The 17,078-nt window shown below is 45.9% G+C and carries 12 protein-coding genes and 2 pseudogenes; 6 read left to right on the top strand and 8 right to left on the bottom strand.

Features of this window, described 5'->3' with window-relative positions:
• Window positions 1-19: 19 nt before the first annotated feature.
• Window positions 20-166: pseudogene (locus D7V92_RS04770) on the bottom strand (cytochrome-c peroxidase); the annotation flags it as partial.
• 139 nt (window positions 167-305) lie between these two features.
• Entirely contained in the window at window positions 306-710 is a 405-nt protein-coding gene (locus tag D7V92_RS04775; protein WP_005857157.1) for an HsmA family protein, read from the bottom strand.
• A gap of 114 nt (window positions 711-824) precedes the next feature.
• Between D7V92_RS04775 and D7V92_RS04780 the strand changes: the two genes are divergently transcribed.
• Both D7V92_RS04780 and D7V92_RS04785 read left to right on the top strand, forming a co-directional pair.
• The gene (locus D7V92_RS04780; RefSeq protein WP_036615868.1) at window positions 825-1,982 is read left to right on the top strand and encodes an MFS transporter; all 1,158 of its coding nucleotides are present in this window, start codon (window positions 825-827) and stop codon (window positions 1,980-1,982) included.
• Between the two features lie 12 nt (window positions 1,983-1,994).
• The gene (locus D7V92_RS04785) at window positions 1,995-5,105 is read left to right on the top strand and encodes a glycoside hydrolase family 2 TIM barrel-domain containing protein (protein ID WP_121772399.1); all 3,111 of its coding nucleotides are present in this window, start codon (window positions 1,995-1,997) and stop codon (window positions 5,103-5,105) included.
• A gap of 90 nt (window positions 5,106-5,195) precedes the next feature.
• On the opposite strand, the pseudogene D7V92_RS04790 reads toward D7V92_RS04785, so the two are convergent.
• From D7V92_RS04790 to D7V92_RS04800, 3 genes and pseudogenes are all read right to left on the bottom strand, one after another.
• A pseudogene (locus tag D7V92_RS04790) lies at window positions 5,196-6,364 on the bottom strand (MalY/PatB family protein).
• Window positions 6,365-6,369: 5 nt separating this feature from the next.
• The gene (locus D7V92_RS04795; protein WP_005862587.1) at window positions 6,370-7,236 is read right to left on the bottom strand and encodes a DUF3737 family protein; all 867 of its coding nucleotides are present in this window, start codon (window positions 7,234-7,236) and stop codon (window positions 6,370-6,372) included.
• Window positions 7,237-7,244: 8 nt separating this feature from the next.
• Complete coding sequence (locus D7V92_RS04800) at window positions 7,245-8,318, bottom strand: alpha/beta hydrolase (RefSeq protein WP_087344547.1); 1,074 nt, start codon at window positions 8,316-8,318, stop codon at window positions 7,245-7,247.
• 232 nt (window positions 8,319-8,550) lie between these two features.
• Between D7V92_RS04800 and D7V92_RS04805 the strand changes: the two genes are divergently transcribed.
• Together D7V92_RS04805 and D7V92_RS04810 are read left to right on the top strand one after the other, a co-directional pair.
• Entirely contained in the window at window positions 8,551-9,468 is a 918-nt protein-coding gene (locus D7V92_RS04805; RefSeq protein WP_036615856.1) for an AraC family transcriptional regulator, read from the top strand.
• A gap of 15 nt (window positions 9,469-9,483) precedes the next feature.
• The gene (locus D7V92_RS04810) at window positions 9,484-10,371 is read left to right on the top strand and encodes an AraC family transcriptional regulator (protein WP_044545058.1); all 888 of its coding nucleotides are present in this window, start codon (window positions 9,484-9,486) and stop codon (window positions 10,369-10,371) included.
• 43 nt (window positions 10,372-10,414) lie between these two features.
• Here D7V92_RS04810 and D7V92_RS04815 read toward each other — a convergent pair whose 3' ends face one another.
• On the bottom strand, window positions 10,415-12,931 hold the full coding sequence (locus tag D7V92_RS04815) for a glutaminase domain-containing protein (protein WP_121772400.1): 2,517 nt from the start codon (window positions 12,929-12,931) through the stop codon (window positions 10,415-10,417).
• A gap of 4 nt (window positions 12,932-12,935) precedes the next feature.
• Window positions 12,936-13,619, bottom strand: coding sequence for an SGNH/GDSL hydrolase family protein (locus D7V92_RS04820; RefSeq protein WP_005857175.1), 684 nt, complete (start codon window positions 13,617-13,619; stop codon window positions 12,936-12,938).
• A gap of 124 nt (window positions 13,620-13,743) precedes the next feature.
• On the opposite strand from D7V92_RS04820, the gene D7V92_RS04825 reads away from it, so the two are divergent.
• Entirely contained in the window at window positions 13,744-14,928 is a 1,185-nt protein-coding gene (locus D7V92_RS04825; protein ID WP_121772401.1) for a dicarboxylate/amino acid:cation symporter, read from the top strand.
• A gap of 51 nt (window positions 14,929-14,979) precedes the next feature.
• Here the strand turns inward: D7V92_RS04825 and D7V92_RS04830 are convergent, their stop codons facing one another.
• On the bottom strand, window positions 14,980-15,813 hold the full coding sequence (locus tag D7V92_RS04830; RefSeq protein WP_057326551.1) for a helix-turn-helix domain-containing protein: 834 nt from the start codon (window positions 15,811-15,813) through the stop codon (window positions 14,980-14,982).
• A gap of 150 nt (window positions 15,814-15,963) precedes the next feature.
• Here D7V92_RS04830 and D7V92_RS04835 point away from each other — a divergent pair, with 150 nt between their 5' ends.
• On the top strand, window positions 15,964-17,073 hold the full coding sequence (locus D7V92_RS04835) for an efflux RND transporter periplasmic adaptor subunit (protein ID WP_057326550.1): 1,110 nt from the start codon (window positions 15,964-15,966) through the stop codon (window positions 17,071-17,073).
• Window positions 17,074-17,078 lie beyond the last annotated feature (5 nt).

A 17,078-nucleotide genomic window follows, 5' to 3' on the forward strand; every position in this document is an offset into this window, starting at 1 on the left:
TTTTTGGAAAGACTGATTTTTATTTGATGCAATCCGTCAATGTTCGTAAAAAAGCGACAATCGCAGTCTCCTCTTCCTGAGATAAACCTAAGTTCCCCAGTTCATCCTTATTTACGGTCTCGGGATATTCCGCCGGGGGGAAATCCTCTACATCCCTTACATTATGAAGCTAAATAGACACTTCACGACCCCTTCCGAGGTGATACGGGCGTATTTATCGGCAAAACCTTTTTCCGGGATATGGCATATAGTAAACATATCACCAAATGTACGATTTATTTCTCAAGATATATGAGCGATGGCCTCTATTTATGGAGAGACATCCCCATGTAGATACCGATGCAATAAGGAATTAACCAGATGAACCACACAACAATGCTAAATCTGTTGAAATGCTGCTTGGCTTTTAACGAACCTTTAAAGTAAGTCCAAATCGCCCAGATCGCATGGATCAGCATCAAGCAAATAGCGATAATTCCCGTTACAGTATGTACCGTATCATGCAAATGGGTCAGTTGGGCGATATGCTCCATCAAGCCCGTTCCAATAGCGTCCGCATAAAGTCCTAATACAAAAAACCAAAGATGCCACGCTTTTAACTGTCCTTGGAAACGCTCGCCCCAGACCCCGATCGTATAGCATATCAAGGCGGATGATATCACACAAATGGCCGTAATCAGTAAATGAATATCAAGTTGATTGAATACCATATTTTTCCTTTTTCAAAAAGAACAGAAGCTTCCTAAAAAAGTTCAGGCTATTGGCAAAGAATTCATACATTCGCGTGTCTAAATAAAAACGACAGGGCAATCCCGTTGAAAAATATGAAACAAAATATACTCGCTCTCTATCTGATCAAGTTATCCAAATGGTTCTCGCTCGTAATGCCTATCATTGTCCTTTTCTATGAGGATCATGGGTTAGGATTGCAAGACGTATTTATTTTGAAGAGTGTCTACTCGGTCGCCGCTGTCGCTTTGGAGATTCCCTCGGGCTACCTAGCGGACGTATGGGGACGTAAGAAATGCTTGATTCTAGGTTGTATACTGTTCTTTGGTGGGTACCTATGTTATTCTTTCACCTCCACTTTCACGGCATTTCTATTCGCCGAGATCCTGTTGGGAACCGGGCAAACCTTGGTAAACGGAGCGGATTCGGCGCTGCTCTACGATACAACCGTACGATATAAAAAAGAAGAACTTTACTTGCGGTACGAGGGACGTATCACGATGATCGGTAATTTCGCCGAGGCCATCGCCGGGATATTCGGTGGATTGCTGGCCGCTTATTCCTTGCGATTGCCGTTTTACGCCCAAGCGTTTGTCGCCTTTATCGGCATTCCGGCAGCGTTCGCCTTGCAGGAATTCAATACTAAGAGTAAGGTGCAGAACCCGGTTTCCGAGATTCTCCGCATTTTGAAATATTCCTTGGTTACGAACCGTAGGCTATGCTATAACATCATGTTCTCCGGTATCATCGGAGCCGCTACATTAACGATGGCATGGTTCGTGCAGCCCGTATTGATGAAGTTGGAAACCCCGACCTCCTATTACGGTGTCATTTGGACCGTGCTCAATCTGACGGTGGGATTGTCCGCCCTCTATTCTGATCGGGTAGAGCGGTATTTCGGGATGCGTAAATCAAACACGTTTATACTACTTGTAATCATCGGTGGATATATATCGCTCGCTTATAACCTTACTTATTGGGGATTAGCGATCTTGTTCATTTTCTATATAGTCCGGGGCTTCGCCACACCGATCTTGAAAGGTTACATTAATCAAATGACCTTCTCGGAGATGCGGGCTACGGTCTTGTCGATCCGTAACTTTGTGATCCGCTTGATATTCGCTGCCATCGCCCCATTTATAGGTTGGCTAAATGATTTCTATTCTTTGCATGTCGCCCTGTTAGTTTCCGCCGGAATTATTGCCATACCCGGAATTTTATTCTTAGTTTTGCAATTCCGTAAAGCAGATTAAAAATATAATAGCATGAAAAGACAACTTATGACCGGACTGTTTGCCGCTTTGGCTTTCACAGCGGTAGCCCAGTCGAATGAGTGGCGAGATCCCGAGGTCAACGCCGTAAACCGTGCCCCGATGCACGCCAATTTCTTCGCCTACGAGACCGCCGAGGTGGCAGCGAAGGACGCCAAGGAACAATCCCAGAACTTCATGACCTTGAACGGTCCTTGGAAATTCTTTTGGGTAAAGAACGCTGACGCTCGTCCTACCGATTTCTGGCGGACCGATTACAACGACAAAGGATGGAACAATATGCCTGTGCCCGGTGTATGGGAACTGAACGGATATGGAGATCCTCTCTACGTAAACGTTGGTTACGCTTGGCGTGAGCAATTTAAGAACACCCCCCCCGAGGTCCCTACCGTTAATAACCATGTGGGTTCCTACCGCCGTGAGATCATGGTTCCTGCCGGCTGGAACGGAAAAGAGATCATCGCCCATTTCGGCTCCGTTACCTCCAATATGTATTTGTGGGTAAACGGGAAGTACGTAGGCTATAGCGAAGATAGCAAGCTGGAAGCGGAGTTTAACTTAACTCCTTACTTGAAACCCGGACAAAAAAACCTGATCGCTTTCCAAGTATTCCGCTGGTGTGATGGCACTTATCTGGAAGACCAAGATTTCTTCCGTTACAGCGGTGTCGGACGTGATTGTTATTTATACGCCCGTAACCCAAAGCAACAGATCGCCGATATACGTGTGACTCCGGATCTGGACGCTCAATACCAAAATGGCTCGTTGGCTGTCAACCTGACCATGAAGGGTAAAGGTACGGTAGAGCTTGAACTATTGGATGCCCAGAATAAAGCTGTCGCTACCCAATCCTTGAACGCTTCCGGAAAGGTCAGCACGACGATAGAAGTCTCCTCTCCCCACAAATGGACCGCAGAGACTCCTTATCTATATACTTTACGGACTACTTTAAAAGAGGGAGGCAAAACAATCGAAGTAATCCCTGTAAAAGTAGGTTTCCGTAAGATCGAATTAAAGAACGCCCAGATACTCGTGAATGGGCAACCGGTTCTTTTCAAGGGTGCCGACCGTCACGAGATGGATCCCGATGGCGGTTATGTCGTTTCACGTGAACGCATGATACAGGACATACAGATCATGAAGAAATTCAACTTGAACGCCGTTCGTACCTGCCACTACCCGGATGATAACTTCTGGTACGATCTTTGCGATAAATACGGTATCTATGTCGTAGCCGAGGCCAATGTAGAGTCTCACGGAATGGGATACGGCGAGGAAACGTTAGCCAAGAACCCATCTTATAAGAAAGCGCATCTGGAACGTAACCAACGTAACGTCCAACGTGGTTTCAACCATCCGAGTATAATCTTCTGGTCCTTGGGTAACGAGGCGGGATACGGTCCTAACTTCGAGGCCGCTTACGATTGGATCAAAAACGAGGATCCCAGCCGTGCCGTACAATACGAGCAGGCCGGAAAGACCGGAAAGACAGATATCTTCTGCCCGATGTATTACAACTACGAGGATTGCGCTAAATACTGCGAGGACAACTCCATGCAAAAGCCTTTGATACAATGTGAGTACGCCCATGCCATGGGTAACTCTCAAGGTGGTTTCAAGGAATATTGGGATTTGATCCGTAAATACCCGAAATATCAAGGAGGCTTCATCTGGGACTTCGTGGATCAATCCGTACGCTGGACCGGCAAGAACGGGAAAATGATCTATGCTTATGGCGGCGATTTCAATAAGTTCGACGCTAGCGATAATAACTTCTGCGATAACGGCTTGATCAGCCCGGATCGTGTTCCGAACCCGCATATGTACGAGGTGGGGTATTATTACCAAGATATCTGGACAACCCCCGGCGATCTGTCGAAAGGTGAGATCAAGGTGTACAACGAGAATTTCTTCCGTGACCTTTCCGCTTATTATCTGGAATGGGAAATGCTGAAAGGTGGCAAGGTTGTTCGTAGCGGACGTGTCGATGACCTGAAAGTAGCTCCCCAACAAACATCAACGATCCGATTGGATCTAGGCGAGACTTGCCAATGCACGGAATGGTTGCTGAATGTATCTTATAAACTGAAGAACCGTGAGGGCTTATTACCCGCCGGACATACCGTGGCCAAGGATCAGCTGACGTTGAACCCGTACAAGGCTCCATCTATGGATTTGAAAAACGTGGAAACAACCAATATCGAAACCAAGGCTCCAGCCGTACAAGATAACGACGCCAATTACCTGATCGTGGAAGGTTGTGGTTTCCGTACCGAATTCAACCGTGAGAATGGTTACCTGATCAAATACGAGGTAAACGGCCAAGACATGATCAAGGAAGGAGAGGCTTTGACTCCTAACTTCTGGCGTGCGCCGACAGACAATGATTTCGGAGCTGGCCTACAGAAGAAGTACGCCGCATGGAAGAATCCGGAAATGAAGCTGACTTCTCTTAACCAACGGATGGAGAACAAGCAAGTGATCGTAGAGGCCGTTTACGATATGCCGACCGTATCCGCCAAGTTGAACTTGACGTACGTGATCAATAACAAGGGTGCGATCAAGGTTACCCAGAAAATGACAGCAGACAAGAATGCCAAGGTATCCCCCATGTTCCGCTTCGGTATGCAAATGCCGATGCCGAGATCTTTCGAGAATATCGAATACTACGGCCGTGGTCCCGTGGAGAATTATATCGACCGCAAGGGTAACGCTGACTTGGCTATTTACCGCCAGACCGTAGATGAGCAGTTCTATTCGTATATCCGTCCGCAAGAGAATGGAACGAAATCGGATATCCGCTGGTGGAAAATGCTGAACGAGGCTGGCAACGGTATCGAGGTTGTAGCCTCTGCCCCATTCTCTGCTTCCGCTTTACATTATACGATCGAGTCTTTGGACGACGGTGCCCGGAAGGATCAAAGACACTCTCCCGAAGTAGAGGAAGCTGACTTGACAAACCTTTGTCTCGATAAGGTGCAGATGGGATTGGGCTGTGTAAATAGCTGGGGAACTATCGCACTCCCGGAATATCAAATTCCTTACGGCGACTATGAGTTCACGTTCATTCTTACTCCGGTAAAACATAGCATCGAGATCGAGTAAAACGAATCTTTTATCTAGCGAGAGATATATGAAAGAAGGGGAAAGCAATTGTTGTTTTCCCCTTCTCTCGTTTTCTATCATCACTATTCTTTAACAGCCACTACCTACAAAATTCCTAAACCGTTCCAGTCCCTTTATCAGCGAGGAACGTGGACAAGCGATATTCCAACGCATGAAACCTTCGCCTTCTGCTCCATACATCGTTCCGGCATTGAGCCATAGCTTCGCTTTCTCGATCAGCAAGTGCTCCAATTCTTCCGATGATTTACCTAACTTACGGCAATCCATCCATACTAGATAAGTGCCTTCCAACAAGGTTATCGGGAAGTCCAGCAGATATTTCCCGCAAAAATCTTTCATGTATAAGTAATTCTGCCATAAATAATCGATCAGTTGCGACAGCCATTCCTCTCCCTCATTATAGGCCGCTATGGTAGCTATTACACCAAAAGGATTCACATCGCATACCTCGTTGATATTGATTGCCCGGTCTATCTTCCGACGTAGGTTCTCATCGGAACACACGATATTGGCGATCTGTAATCCAGCTATATTGAAAGCCTTACTAGGTGACAGGCATGTTACGGAATGCCGTAGGAATTCTTCCGAGATAGATGCGAACGGCGTAAAAGTATATTCCGGAAATACGAGTTCGCAATGTATATCATCCGATACGACTGTTAAACCATTACGGATACACATATCTCGCCGATATGACTTAATTCCTCACGTGTCCATACCCTTCCAGCGGGATTATGAGGATTACACAACAACATGGCCTTTACCCTCGGATCAGCGGCTTTTCTCTCCAAATCCTCATAATCAATCGTGAATGTATCATGGGCATAAGACAAAGGGTTGCGGATAATCTCACATCCGTTATTGCGGATGGATGAGAAAAAACAGTTATAAACCGGAGTCTGCACCAGTACTTTATCACCCGGCTCGGTCAACGCTTTGATAACGGCGGAAATAGCCGGAACAACACCGGAGGTATAAATCATCCATTCTTTCCGTATTTGCCATCCATGCCGACGTTCAAACCAACCTGTCACCGCTTCGTAATATGCATCCGGCACTTGGGTATAACCGAAAATACCATGTTCTACACGTTGCCGTAAAGCTTCGATAATAACGGGTGCCGTACGGAAATCCATATCGGCCACCCACATCGGTAGTACATCCGTGCCCACGGCACTATCCCATTTATAAGAGTTCGTACCGGTACGAGGCACTATTTCATCGAAGTTATATCTCATATTCTTTATGCGGAAAAGCAAGTACGTTCATTCCATAGCCTCAGTTGGCAATTACCCGGAGCCTTGATGTTCTCGTCGAGGATTACCTCACCATAACTTTCGGCGGTGATACTTCCCGTACGGGGATTCTTCACGCTACGGATCGAGCTGTTGATAGTCGCCTGCACGGAACTGTATTCAAAGGCTAGATCGCAATCATCTGCCATCGTACAGTTCTCCATCATAAGATCGTGGGCGTAACAAAGCGGCTGCGTACCCGAGATCTTGCAATTTACCAAACGCAGGTTCTTCGAGTGCCACCCCAAGTACTCGCCGTTAATCTCGGAATCGTATACGGTAACATTCTCCGTATTCCAGAAAGCGTCTTTCGAATTGATGACCGCATTACGGATTTCCACGTTCTTACAATACTGGAACGAGTAGTTTCCATTTTGAGCGTAGTTCCGGATTTTAATGTTCTCGCCGTGCATAAATAAATAATCAGCATGATCTATTTGCACATTTATCAATTCCACGTTCCGGCAATGCCAAAGGGTTTCTTGAGCATTGGGTAGTTGTACGTTTTCCAGTCTGATACCGTCCATCTCCCGAAACATCTTTGGGGCTTCCACCCGTGTATCCGTCATCACTAGATTTTGGGAGTACCATAACGCGGCACGTCCACCTTCGGTAAACAGGCTATTCTTGATGGTGAAGCCATCCACGTGCCAAAACGGATATTTACCCTCAAAACGACAGCCTACGGCTATGATATTGCTACACTCTTTCAATGCCGACTCCCCGGCATGAATAACGACATTGTCTAATTGTAAATCGTGAGAGGCGAACAAAGGGCGCTCACCACTAAATTCCATATTCTTTATCTGTTGCATAATGGATATTATTTGAAGTTTTCTACAAAGAACCGTTCAATCTTATCGAAGGGAATGACATTCATCTGATCGTACAAATCCACATGATTCGCTCCGGGTATAATTAGCAATTCCTTGTTATCACCTTTCAGTTTCTTGAAAGCATCCTCGCTGAAGTAACGTGAATGCGCTTTCTCTCCATGAATAATCAATACGGCGCTACGAATCTCGTCACTATACGAGAGTATAGGCATATTGATGAAAGATAAAGCCGAGGTCTTGTTCCATCCGCCATTCGAGTTGAGCGAACGCTTGTGGTAACCACGCTTCGTCTTGTAATAAGCGTAGTAGTCTTTCAAGAATTGAGGCGCATCGTCGGGTAACGTATCGGGTAAGCCTCCCGCAAGGGCATATGAGCCGTACTTTGCGTCAGCGGTACGCTGTTCATTGAGTTGCTTGCGCAATTCATAACGTGCGTCGGTATCCATCGCATCAAAATAGCCATTAGCGTTCACACGGCTCATATCGTACATCGTAGAGGTAACGGTCGCTTTGATACGAGTATCGATAGCCGCCGCATTAAGAGCCATGCCTCCCCATCCGCAGATACCGAGGATACCGATATGTTCCGCATCCACATCATCACGTGTCGAAAGGAAATCGACGGCCGCACAGAAATCTTCCGTATTGATGTCGGGAGAAGCTACATAACGAGGCTCTCCGCCACTCTCGCCTGTATATGACGGATCGAAAGCGATCGTCAGAAATCCACGTTCCGCCAATTCCTGCGCATATAAACCCGAGGATTGTTCCTTCACGGCACCGAACGGACCGCTAATAGCGATAGCAGGCAATTTTCCATCCGCATGCTTGGGTTTGTACATATCGGCGGCAAGCGTAATGCCATAGCGATTACGAAAAGTAACTTTACTATGGCTCACCTTGTCACTCTGTGGGAATACTTTATCCCACTCCTTAGTTAGATTCAAATTCTTGTCCATTGTATGATCGGTATTAAATTGATTGTCTGTAGCGAACAGATTTCCCGTAGCGCAAAAGCATATGGCTATTGCCGTACATAATTCTCTTAATGACTTCTTCATGTCGTTCCTTGTTTATGTTTACGATGGCAAAGATAGAGGCTCAAATAGCATCCCTTTGTAGACAAATTACGGATGTCATGACCTCAATTACAGGTTTTGCGGAATCAGCCAGAAAACCTGTAAATACACATAATCCGTAACAATGGTTATATAATCCGTAATTAGGGTTATAACTATATATGAATTATCTTCTATTTTCGCGTACAGAATTATTGATTAAATACGTACGGCTATGGATAAGATACTTAACTTAGATAGTGTAGACCTATATAACAAACTATATGGCCTCGAAACCCTAAATCCGCTTGTCAGTGTCATAGATTTGAATAAAGCGACGAGTAGTGTAGATCTCATCCGCTTCAATTACGGCATCTATGCGCTGTATCTAAAACTAGAGAAAGCCTGCGATATCAAATACGGACGCCAGACATACGATTACCAAGAAGGCACGATCGTTTGCTTCGCCCCCGGGCAAACAGCGGAAACAAACCCGACCACCGATAAAGTCCAAGTAAACGCACATGGTATTCTTTTTCATCCCGATTTACTGCGTGGAACGTCACTCGGAAAGAGTATCAAGAAATATACGTTCTTTTCTTACGAGGTAAACGAGGCGTTGCATCTCTCGGAAGAAGAAAGATCTATCGTGATGGATTGCCTGAAGATTATCCGTATGGAACTGGAACATGGCGTGGATAAACATAGTAAAACCTTACTTGTAAACCATATCGAACTGCTACTTAATTATTGTATGCGTTTTTATGAAAGGCAGTTCATCACCCGAGGCAAGACAAACCGGGATGTGCTGACACGTTTCGAAAATCTATTGGATGAGTATTTCGAAAGTGCACTCGCCGAACAGGACGGATTGCCTACGGTGAAATACTTTGCCGACAAGCTTTGCCTCTCATCGAACTATTTCGGTGACATGTTCAAGAAGGAAACCGGCAAATCACCGCAGGAATACATCCAAGAGAAAGTAATCGAGCTAGCCAAAGAACGTATCTCCGACACGGCGGACACAGTCAGCCAAATCGCATATTCCCTCGGTTTCCAATATCCGCAGCACTTCTGTCGGCTATTCAAGAAACGGGTAGGATACACGCCAAGTGAATACCGTGCGCAGATCGGTCTATCAACGAATCTATAGAAGGCGTTCAAGAAGATGTTAGATATTAAGACCGTATATGAATGTAACCGGTGCTTGGGATGCAAGACGCTGCACCCACAAGTAAGCCTCATCAATCTAGAGAGCCCGAACCTAGAGCAAGAGGCCGTAAAGTTCGAGTTCTACGCAATACTCTTGATAGAAGACTGCCCGGACGGTTGCCATTGTTGCGGACGTAAGTATTACGATTATTCCAACGCTACGATGGTATTCCTTACTCCCGGTGAGATTTTCCGTATGAGCGAGAATAATACGTTACCCGACAAAGGGTACCTTTTAGCGTTCCATCCCGACCTATTGTTCCGCACGTCATTGGACAACCATATTAAGAACTATACCTTCTTCGCTTATAATAAGGAAGAGGCGCTACATCTCTCCCAACGTGAGACAGCCAAAGTTACGTGTTGTCTGGAAAACATCGAGGACGAGCTTCACCATGCCATCGATACACACAGTGGTACCATTCTATCCCGCCACATTGAATTATTATTGGATTATTGTACACGCTATTATGAGCGACAGTTCATTACCCGGGAGAATAAGAACAAGGCTATCTTGGAGAAATTGGAAAGGCTCCTCGACGAGTATATCATTTCCGGCAAATTAGAGAACGGCCAGCTACCCACCATCGAATATTATACGGCAGAACTGAATCTTTCTGTCGCTTACTTCAACGACCTGTTAAGATTCGAGACCGGCAAAACGCTGGAGGAATATTTTCAGTTCAAACGGTTGAGTGTGGCTAAGATAATGCTACTGAAAAACGGTAATACTCCCGCTCTGGTAGCACGGCAACTAGGTTATCCGAACGTACAGTATTTCAGCCTTATATTTAAGAAGATCACAGGCATCGCCCCCAGTGAATATCCATATGCGCAAAACTAAGAAACGGAAGGAGGCCATCCCCCTTCCGTTTCTTAGAATAACATTATTTTCCTAGCTTCTTTTCCAGCATCTTCATAAAATATCCCCCGACAACCGAACGGGCTTGAAAACCTCGTTGCGTACCATCAGAAGTAAAATGCCAATCGCTTAGAGGAACACGTGAAGTCGTCTCGTTGGCATAGTTCCAGACCGGAATCATCAACGTATTAAAATCCTCCATCGATCCGGTCAAACAAGCGGACCATAAAATCCAGTCGGACTTCGTATAATCCTTCCGGTTATCCAACGGCAAACCGTATTTATTTTGCTTTGTCTTGTAATAAGCCATTTCCATAGCGGCAACCTCTTTCGGGAAGATATTCAAGCCCAGCAAGCGATCCCATACCAAGTTGTATTTCTGGCTCCAAGTACCCGGCTTATCGAAAGTCAAGCGGTAATGATCGCCATCATCTGCCATTTTTACCCACTTAGCGGCCATCTCACGGGCGGCTTCCGTATATTGCCTAGCGATATCCGTCTTGCCTAACATCTCCGCCAATTTCCCGTAGCCGGCAACTCCCATAATTGCCTTGATGGACAAATTCGTGTTATGGGCGAAATGCCCGGCGAAATCATCCGTACAAAGTTGGTTCTTCGGATCAAGGCCTTCCTTCAACAAGTAATTCGCCCATGTAGTCAAAACCTCCCAATGTTGGGCGGCATAATCGGCATTACCATCCACTACCGCTATGGCAGTCGCTAGCACAAGCATATTACCACTTTCTTCCACGGGCATATCGCCACCGTAGGTCTGACCGTTCGCAACCGGATATGTACCCACGTCGTGAGAAGGGAAAGGTTTCTTCCACAGTCCGCTCTCGCTATAATAGAAAATAGGGTTCATCATTCCTTTCAACAAATCCGTATTGTACACTAAGAATAAAGGAGCGGAAGGATACGTTATATCCACCGTTCCGATAGAACCGTTGCTGAAATTTTCTTTAGAGAGGAATAAGAGAGTCCCTTCTTTATCAGTCACCAATTTATGGGCGGCGATCGCCTGCCGATATGCGATAGCGCATAACTCGGCGTACTTCTTCCCTCCTACGGCGCTCGTCTTGCTCATCAAAGAAGAATCAAAGGAACCGCAACGCCGCATCAGATCCTCATAAGCAGCCTCCCCTTTCTCGAACGCCTGATGAATATCCACCTTTCCGTCGTGCTTCCAATAAGGCATCCGGTTGTCTTGGAAATACTGGATCGAATATAAATCATCGTAACCGATCATCAAATGTCCGGAGACGGTTTCCTTGGAGACCTTGCCGATCGGGTCCGTATAAGCGAGAACCGTCATTTGCTTGCGCATATCCGAAGAGATACTTTGCGATCCAGCCGGTAAATTACCAGTAGTCATGAAAGCTTTCTTCGTAGCATAATACTCGTCGATCGTTGCGGAGACTCCCGGTTTCTTTGGGATAGCCAAATAGAAATATCCCCAGTCAATCCGTACATCATCCCCGGTTTTCGCCAGAACCTCTTGATCGATTGTTCCTGTCTTTAGGTAAATTAAATTAGGGGTTTCCGTTTTCTCAAAAGTCACCTCTTGATCGATCGTATTCACGGCCCATTGCGGCGTGGCTTCCATATATAATTGCACGTCGTGATCTTTACCGTCGATGGAGCGGACTTGATAGGTTATATAATTAAACGGAGAAGTCATAGCCTCCAGATCATTCAGCAAGAAGGGAGCCGTGAAAATCAAGTCCAGACTTACACCACCGCACTCAAAGGTGTAGAATGTTTGCGTAGGCATCACGTTCACGGATTTCTGGATCGCTTTATCATCGAACGTATCTCCTCGTTTCACCTTCCGCATGATTCCCATATCCACATAAGCGCCTCCCCCATTGTTCCGGCAATGAGCGGCCAACACGTTACCCGTAGGCTTCAAGTTTTCCGCCACCGCTTCCGGTATCTCTTTCAGCAAATCATAGTCCAGACCATTCCCTGCCACGGCGATTTGCTTTCCATTTAGATACACCTCGATATTATCATCGTGCGAATATTGAAGGTAAAGAGCATCCTTTCGCGCATCCGAAGGCCAGTCAAACGTACGACGTACCCAGATATCTCCTGTAGACCAAGGCGTGGAACAATTGGGATTATCTTCCGTTCCAAAAGCGGCTTTTCCCCGCTTCCAACCTTTCGGATCATAAGCCTCGGCGAACCAATCACCGGCAGGCTGAGACATCGTATAATCGGCCTCCCATAGGCCATCCGAGGCCGTACCGATCACCGAGGTCACCTGTATATCGTCCATTCCCATGAAACGGTATGATTTACCATCTACCCGTATACTGCCCAGAAGCGGATAATCACGGCCGGTCCAATGCCGTACCGACTCATCATTCAATTGATCGGCAAACGACCATGCGCTTGTATAGGGATCGATCGTGACCAAAGGAACGGCAGGAGCACGTAAAGAGTTCTCTGCCGCCGCCGTATATACCTCGGAAACTTTCACTTGCGTACAACAAGATAAAGCCGTACAACAAGATAAAGCCAATAAATAGTTTCTCATCCGCTTACTTTACGGTTTTATGAATGGCCTCCAATACGATCTTCTCCATGATCTTATAACCTTCCAAGGTCGGATGCACACCATCTTTCGACAGGTTAGCAGGCAATCCGTTTCGCTCATCTTTCATGGCGGAATGATAATCCACGTATGTCAAACCATTCTTATCCGCATACTCCTTGATCCATTTATTGAGCTGGATAACCTTATCGGCCGGTTGCATGCCCGGTCTCCAAGGAAAGTCATAAGCCGGCAATACGGAGCAGAAAATCACCTTGATATGATTCGCCTTCGCCAATTCCGCCATAGAGACCAAGTTCCCAAACACGTTTTCCAAGGCGATCACACCGTTATTGTGAGCGATATCATTGATTCCCGCCAAGATTACCACGGCTTTCGGCTTCAAATTAATAACGTCTTGGCGAAAACGCACTAACATTTCCGAGGTTGTCTGTCCGCTGATCCCACGGTCTACGAAATTATTCCGGATAAAGAAGGTCGAATCCGCCGGCCACCATCCGTCTGTAATGGAGTTCCCCATAAATACTACATTCGAAGGGACTTTCACGGTCTTGTTAGCCTCCGCATAACGACCAAACTGAGCCCAGTCCCCCTTCTCAGTCTGGGCAAATAATGTAGTGGTAGCCAATAAACAGCCCGCCACTAGTAAAGCTTGTTTCATGTTTTTCATATTACTTATTTATAAAATACGATTTTATTTTCATCAAACAAAAGTAATGAAAATTGTCCACCCACCCATTCACACAAGAAATTATCTTATATTTGCTGTCATTGAAAAATAAAAACATCCGAATATGCTAAAAAAGATTCTTTCCAACACGATCGTACGGTTGATACTGGCCGTCTTGATCGGACTTCTAGTTGGGCTTGTCGTAAACGAGCCTGTGTTAAAAGCGGTCATGATCGTAAAACAAATTACGGGACAGATCATTTTCTTCTTGGTTCCGTTGATCATTCTAGGATTCGTGGCACCATCCATCGCCCGCTTAAAAAGCAACGCATCCAAAGTCTTATTATTCGCTTTTAGTATCGCATACCTGTCATCGGTTGGCGCCGCTACCTTTGGCGCCGTTGTGGGTTACGAGTTAATACCGCATTTGCATATTCAAACCGCCTCGGAAGGTCTAAAAGACATCCCTCCCATGTTGTTTAATCTAGAGATTCCGCCAGTGATGAGCGTTATGTCGGCATTGGTATTGGCCGTGATGCTGGGACTTTCTACCGCATGGGTTAAATCCGAGGAGATGGAGAGGTTGCTGGAAGTATTCCAGAACATGGTACTTAAATTGGTAGAACGGGTCTTGATGCCGGTGTTGCCGCTTTTCATCGCCGCGAATTTCTGTGTCCTCAGTTATGAGGGGGCGATTACGAAGCAGTTGCCTATCTTTTTATCCGTCCTGTTGATTGTCATCATTTGCCATTACATCTGGTTGACCTTATTGTATGTAGTCGCATCGATTTACTCCCGGAAAAATAGCTGGGGCGTATTGAAATACTACGGACCCGCTTATTTGACAGCCTTAGGCACCATGTCATCTGCCGCCACCTTGGGCACGGCCTTGACCTGCGCCAAGAAAAGCAAGATTTTGCGAGAGGAAGTAATCGACGTGACTGTCCCCCTGTTCGCGAACATCCATCTATGTGGCTCTATCTTGACGGAAGTGTTTTTCGTATTGACCGTCTCACAAATATTATATGGAAGTATGCCGGACTTCACGACGATGCTCGTATTTATCATCTTGCTTGGTTTCTTCGCGATCGGTGCTCCCGGCGTACCGGGCGGTACGGTGCTCGCCTCATTGGGCTTAATCATCGCTATTCTAGGTTTCGACGAGGCAGGAACGGCATTATTGCTTACGATATTCGCTTTGCAAGACAGCTTCGGTACGGCTTGCAACGTGACGGGAGATGGTGCCCTTACCCTAATTACTGATACGTTCGATCAAAGGCAAACGGAAAAAGCTTCCACGGTCTTATAAAAACAAACTTCCATAGCCATTTTACCGCAATGCGGGTTGCAGTAAGTAGCATCACTTTCTTTTCATTCGATACTCTATGGGTGATTCCCCCGTATGCTTCTTGAAATACCGTCCCAGATAGGATTGGCTAGGAAAGTTCAAGTGATTCGTTATCTCCTGTACGGTCATTTCCGTGGTACGCAACAATACCTTTGTCTCCAATATGATATGCCGGTCTATAATGGTCTTCGCTGACTCGCCCGTCACTTGCCGAGCTATGGTCGATAAATAACGGGGAGAGATACAAAGCTCGTTCGCATAAAAAGAGACATCTTTCTGGTCGAGATAATGGGTGTGGATACAATTGATAAATTTATGAAAGATCTCCTCCGCTCGATTATAACCGTTTCGCTGATGGCTGGGAAACGCATGCCTAGTCTTATCGTACATATTAAGGAAGAAGCACTGTAACTGGTTCTTCACGATCATGTCTCGATATAAGTTATTCCGATCGTAGTAAATCAGCCAGAACAAACGAATTATGACATTTACGATTTCCCCCTCACTCGAAGAATGGGTATGGCAAGGATTATCTTTAATGAAGCGGAAAAAAGAAGGGTCTAGGCGGAACACCGCCTCTTGAAACATAGATGTCGAAAAAGAGATATACTGTACCTTGAAATTATCGCTACTCTGGTTCAATGTCAAGATTGTTTTCGGGATCAACGAGATAATCGTATTTTGCACGATATCCCACTTGTTTAAATCTACCGAGATATTTGCCGTCCCGCTATAACAATATAGAATCATTCCCTGCCCTATCTTATAAGGACTATCCAACAAGCTTTCTAAGTTGGATTCCCCCATGGTAAATGATTCTTCTTTTCTTAATTTAAATGGATTCATTCGGTTACTTTTTTGTTCGCAAATATAAAGGTTCCTTATCACATAGCGGATCATTCCATCTCAAAATGAACAATCATCGCCTCATTGTGGAAACAATGGTTCGCCGATAAGCGAGTAGCTTTGCATCCGAAAATATAGGTATTAGTTAAGATGAAAAAGCAAAATCGATTGATGAAGACTGCGATCGCCTTATGGTGTATCGTAGCTGTTGGGTGTAAACAAAGCCCTGTAATCCAACAAAGTTCAGGGTATGCGACAATGACTGTATCCACTTCGGAGAAGACTTTGTCCAATAATTACTCGGCGAGTATTCGAGGAAAACAGGATATTGATATTTATCCGCAAGTATCCGGTTTTATTACAAAGCTTTGCGTAGCAGAAGGCGAGAGCGTAAAAAAAGGACAAGTCCTATTTATTATTGATCAAGTTCCTTATCAAGCGGCCTTAAACACCGCCATTGCGAACGTAGAGGCCGCTAAGGCATCTGTAGCGACAGCGCAACTGACCTACGAGAGTAAACAAGAATTGTATAAGAACAAAGTAGTTTCCGAGTTCGACCTAAAGACCGCCTACAACACACTACTCTCGGCAAAAGCCCAATTAGCCCAAGCGGAGGCACAAGAGGTGAACGCCCGTAACAACCTTTCTTACACGGAAGTGAAAAGCCCCTCGAACGGCGTCATCGGAACCCTACCTTATCGTGTAGGCGCATTAGTAAGCGCAAGCCTACCCAAACCGCTCACCACGGTATCGGACAATTCCGAAATGTATGTGTATTTCTCCATGACCGAGAACCAGCTATTGGCCTTGACCCGTCAATACGGCTCGAAAGACAAAGCCTTGGAGAATATGCCCGAGATCGAGCTTCAGTTGAACGATAAATCGCTTTATCCCCAAACGGGAAAGATCGAGACGATCAGCGGCGTTATCGATCAAAACACCGGAACGGTCAGCTTGCGTGCCGCATTCCCGAACGAGGAGCAATTATTGAATAGCGGGGGCTCCGGGAATGTGATCATTCCGGTTACATACGATAACTGCGTCGTAATTCCCCAAGCCGCCACGTTCGAGATCCAAGACCGGGTATTTGTCTTCAAGGTAGTGGACGGCAAGACGCAATCCGCCCCCGTAGAAGTGACCCGTGTGAACGGAGGACAAGAGTATATCGTAAACGCCGGATTGAATAGCGGCGACGTGATCGTAGCCGAAGGCGTAGGTTTATTGCGTGAAGGAACACCGATTGAAGTAAAACAAAATTAAGAACA

Origin of the sequence: Parabacteroides sp. CH2-D42-20 (assembly GCF_003670185.1) — a bacterium.
Taxonomy (GTDB): Bacteria; Bacteroidota; Bacteroidia; order Bacteroidales; family Tannerellaceae; genus Parabacteroides; species Parabacteroides distasonis.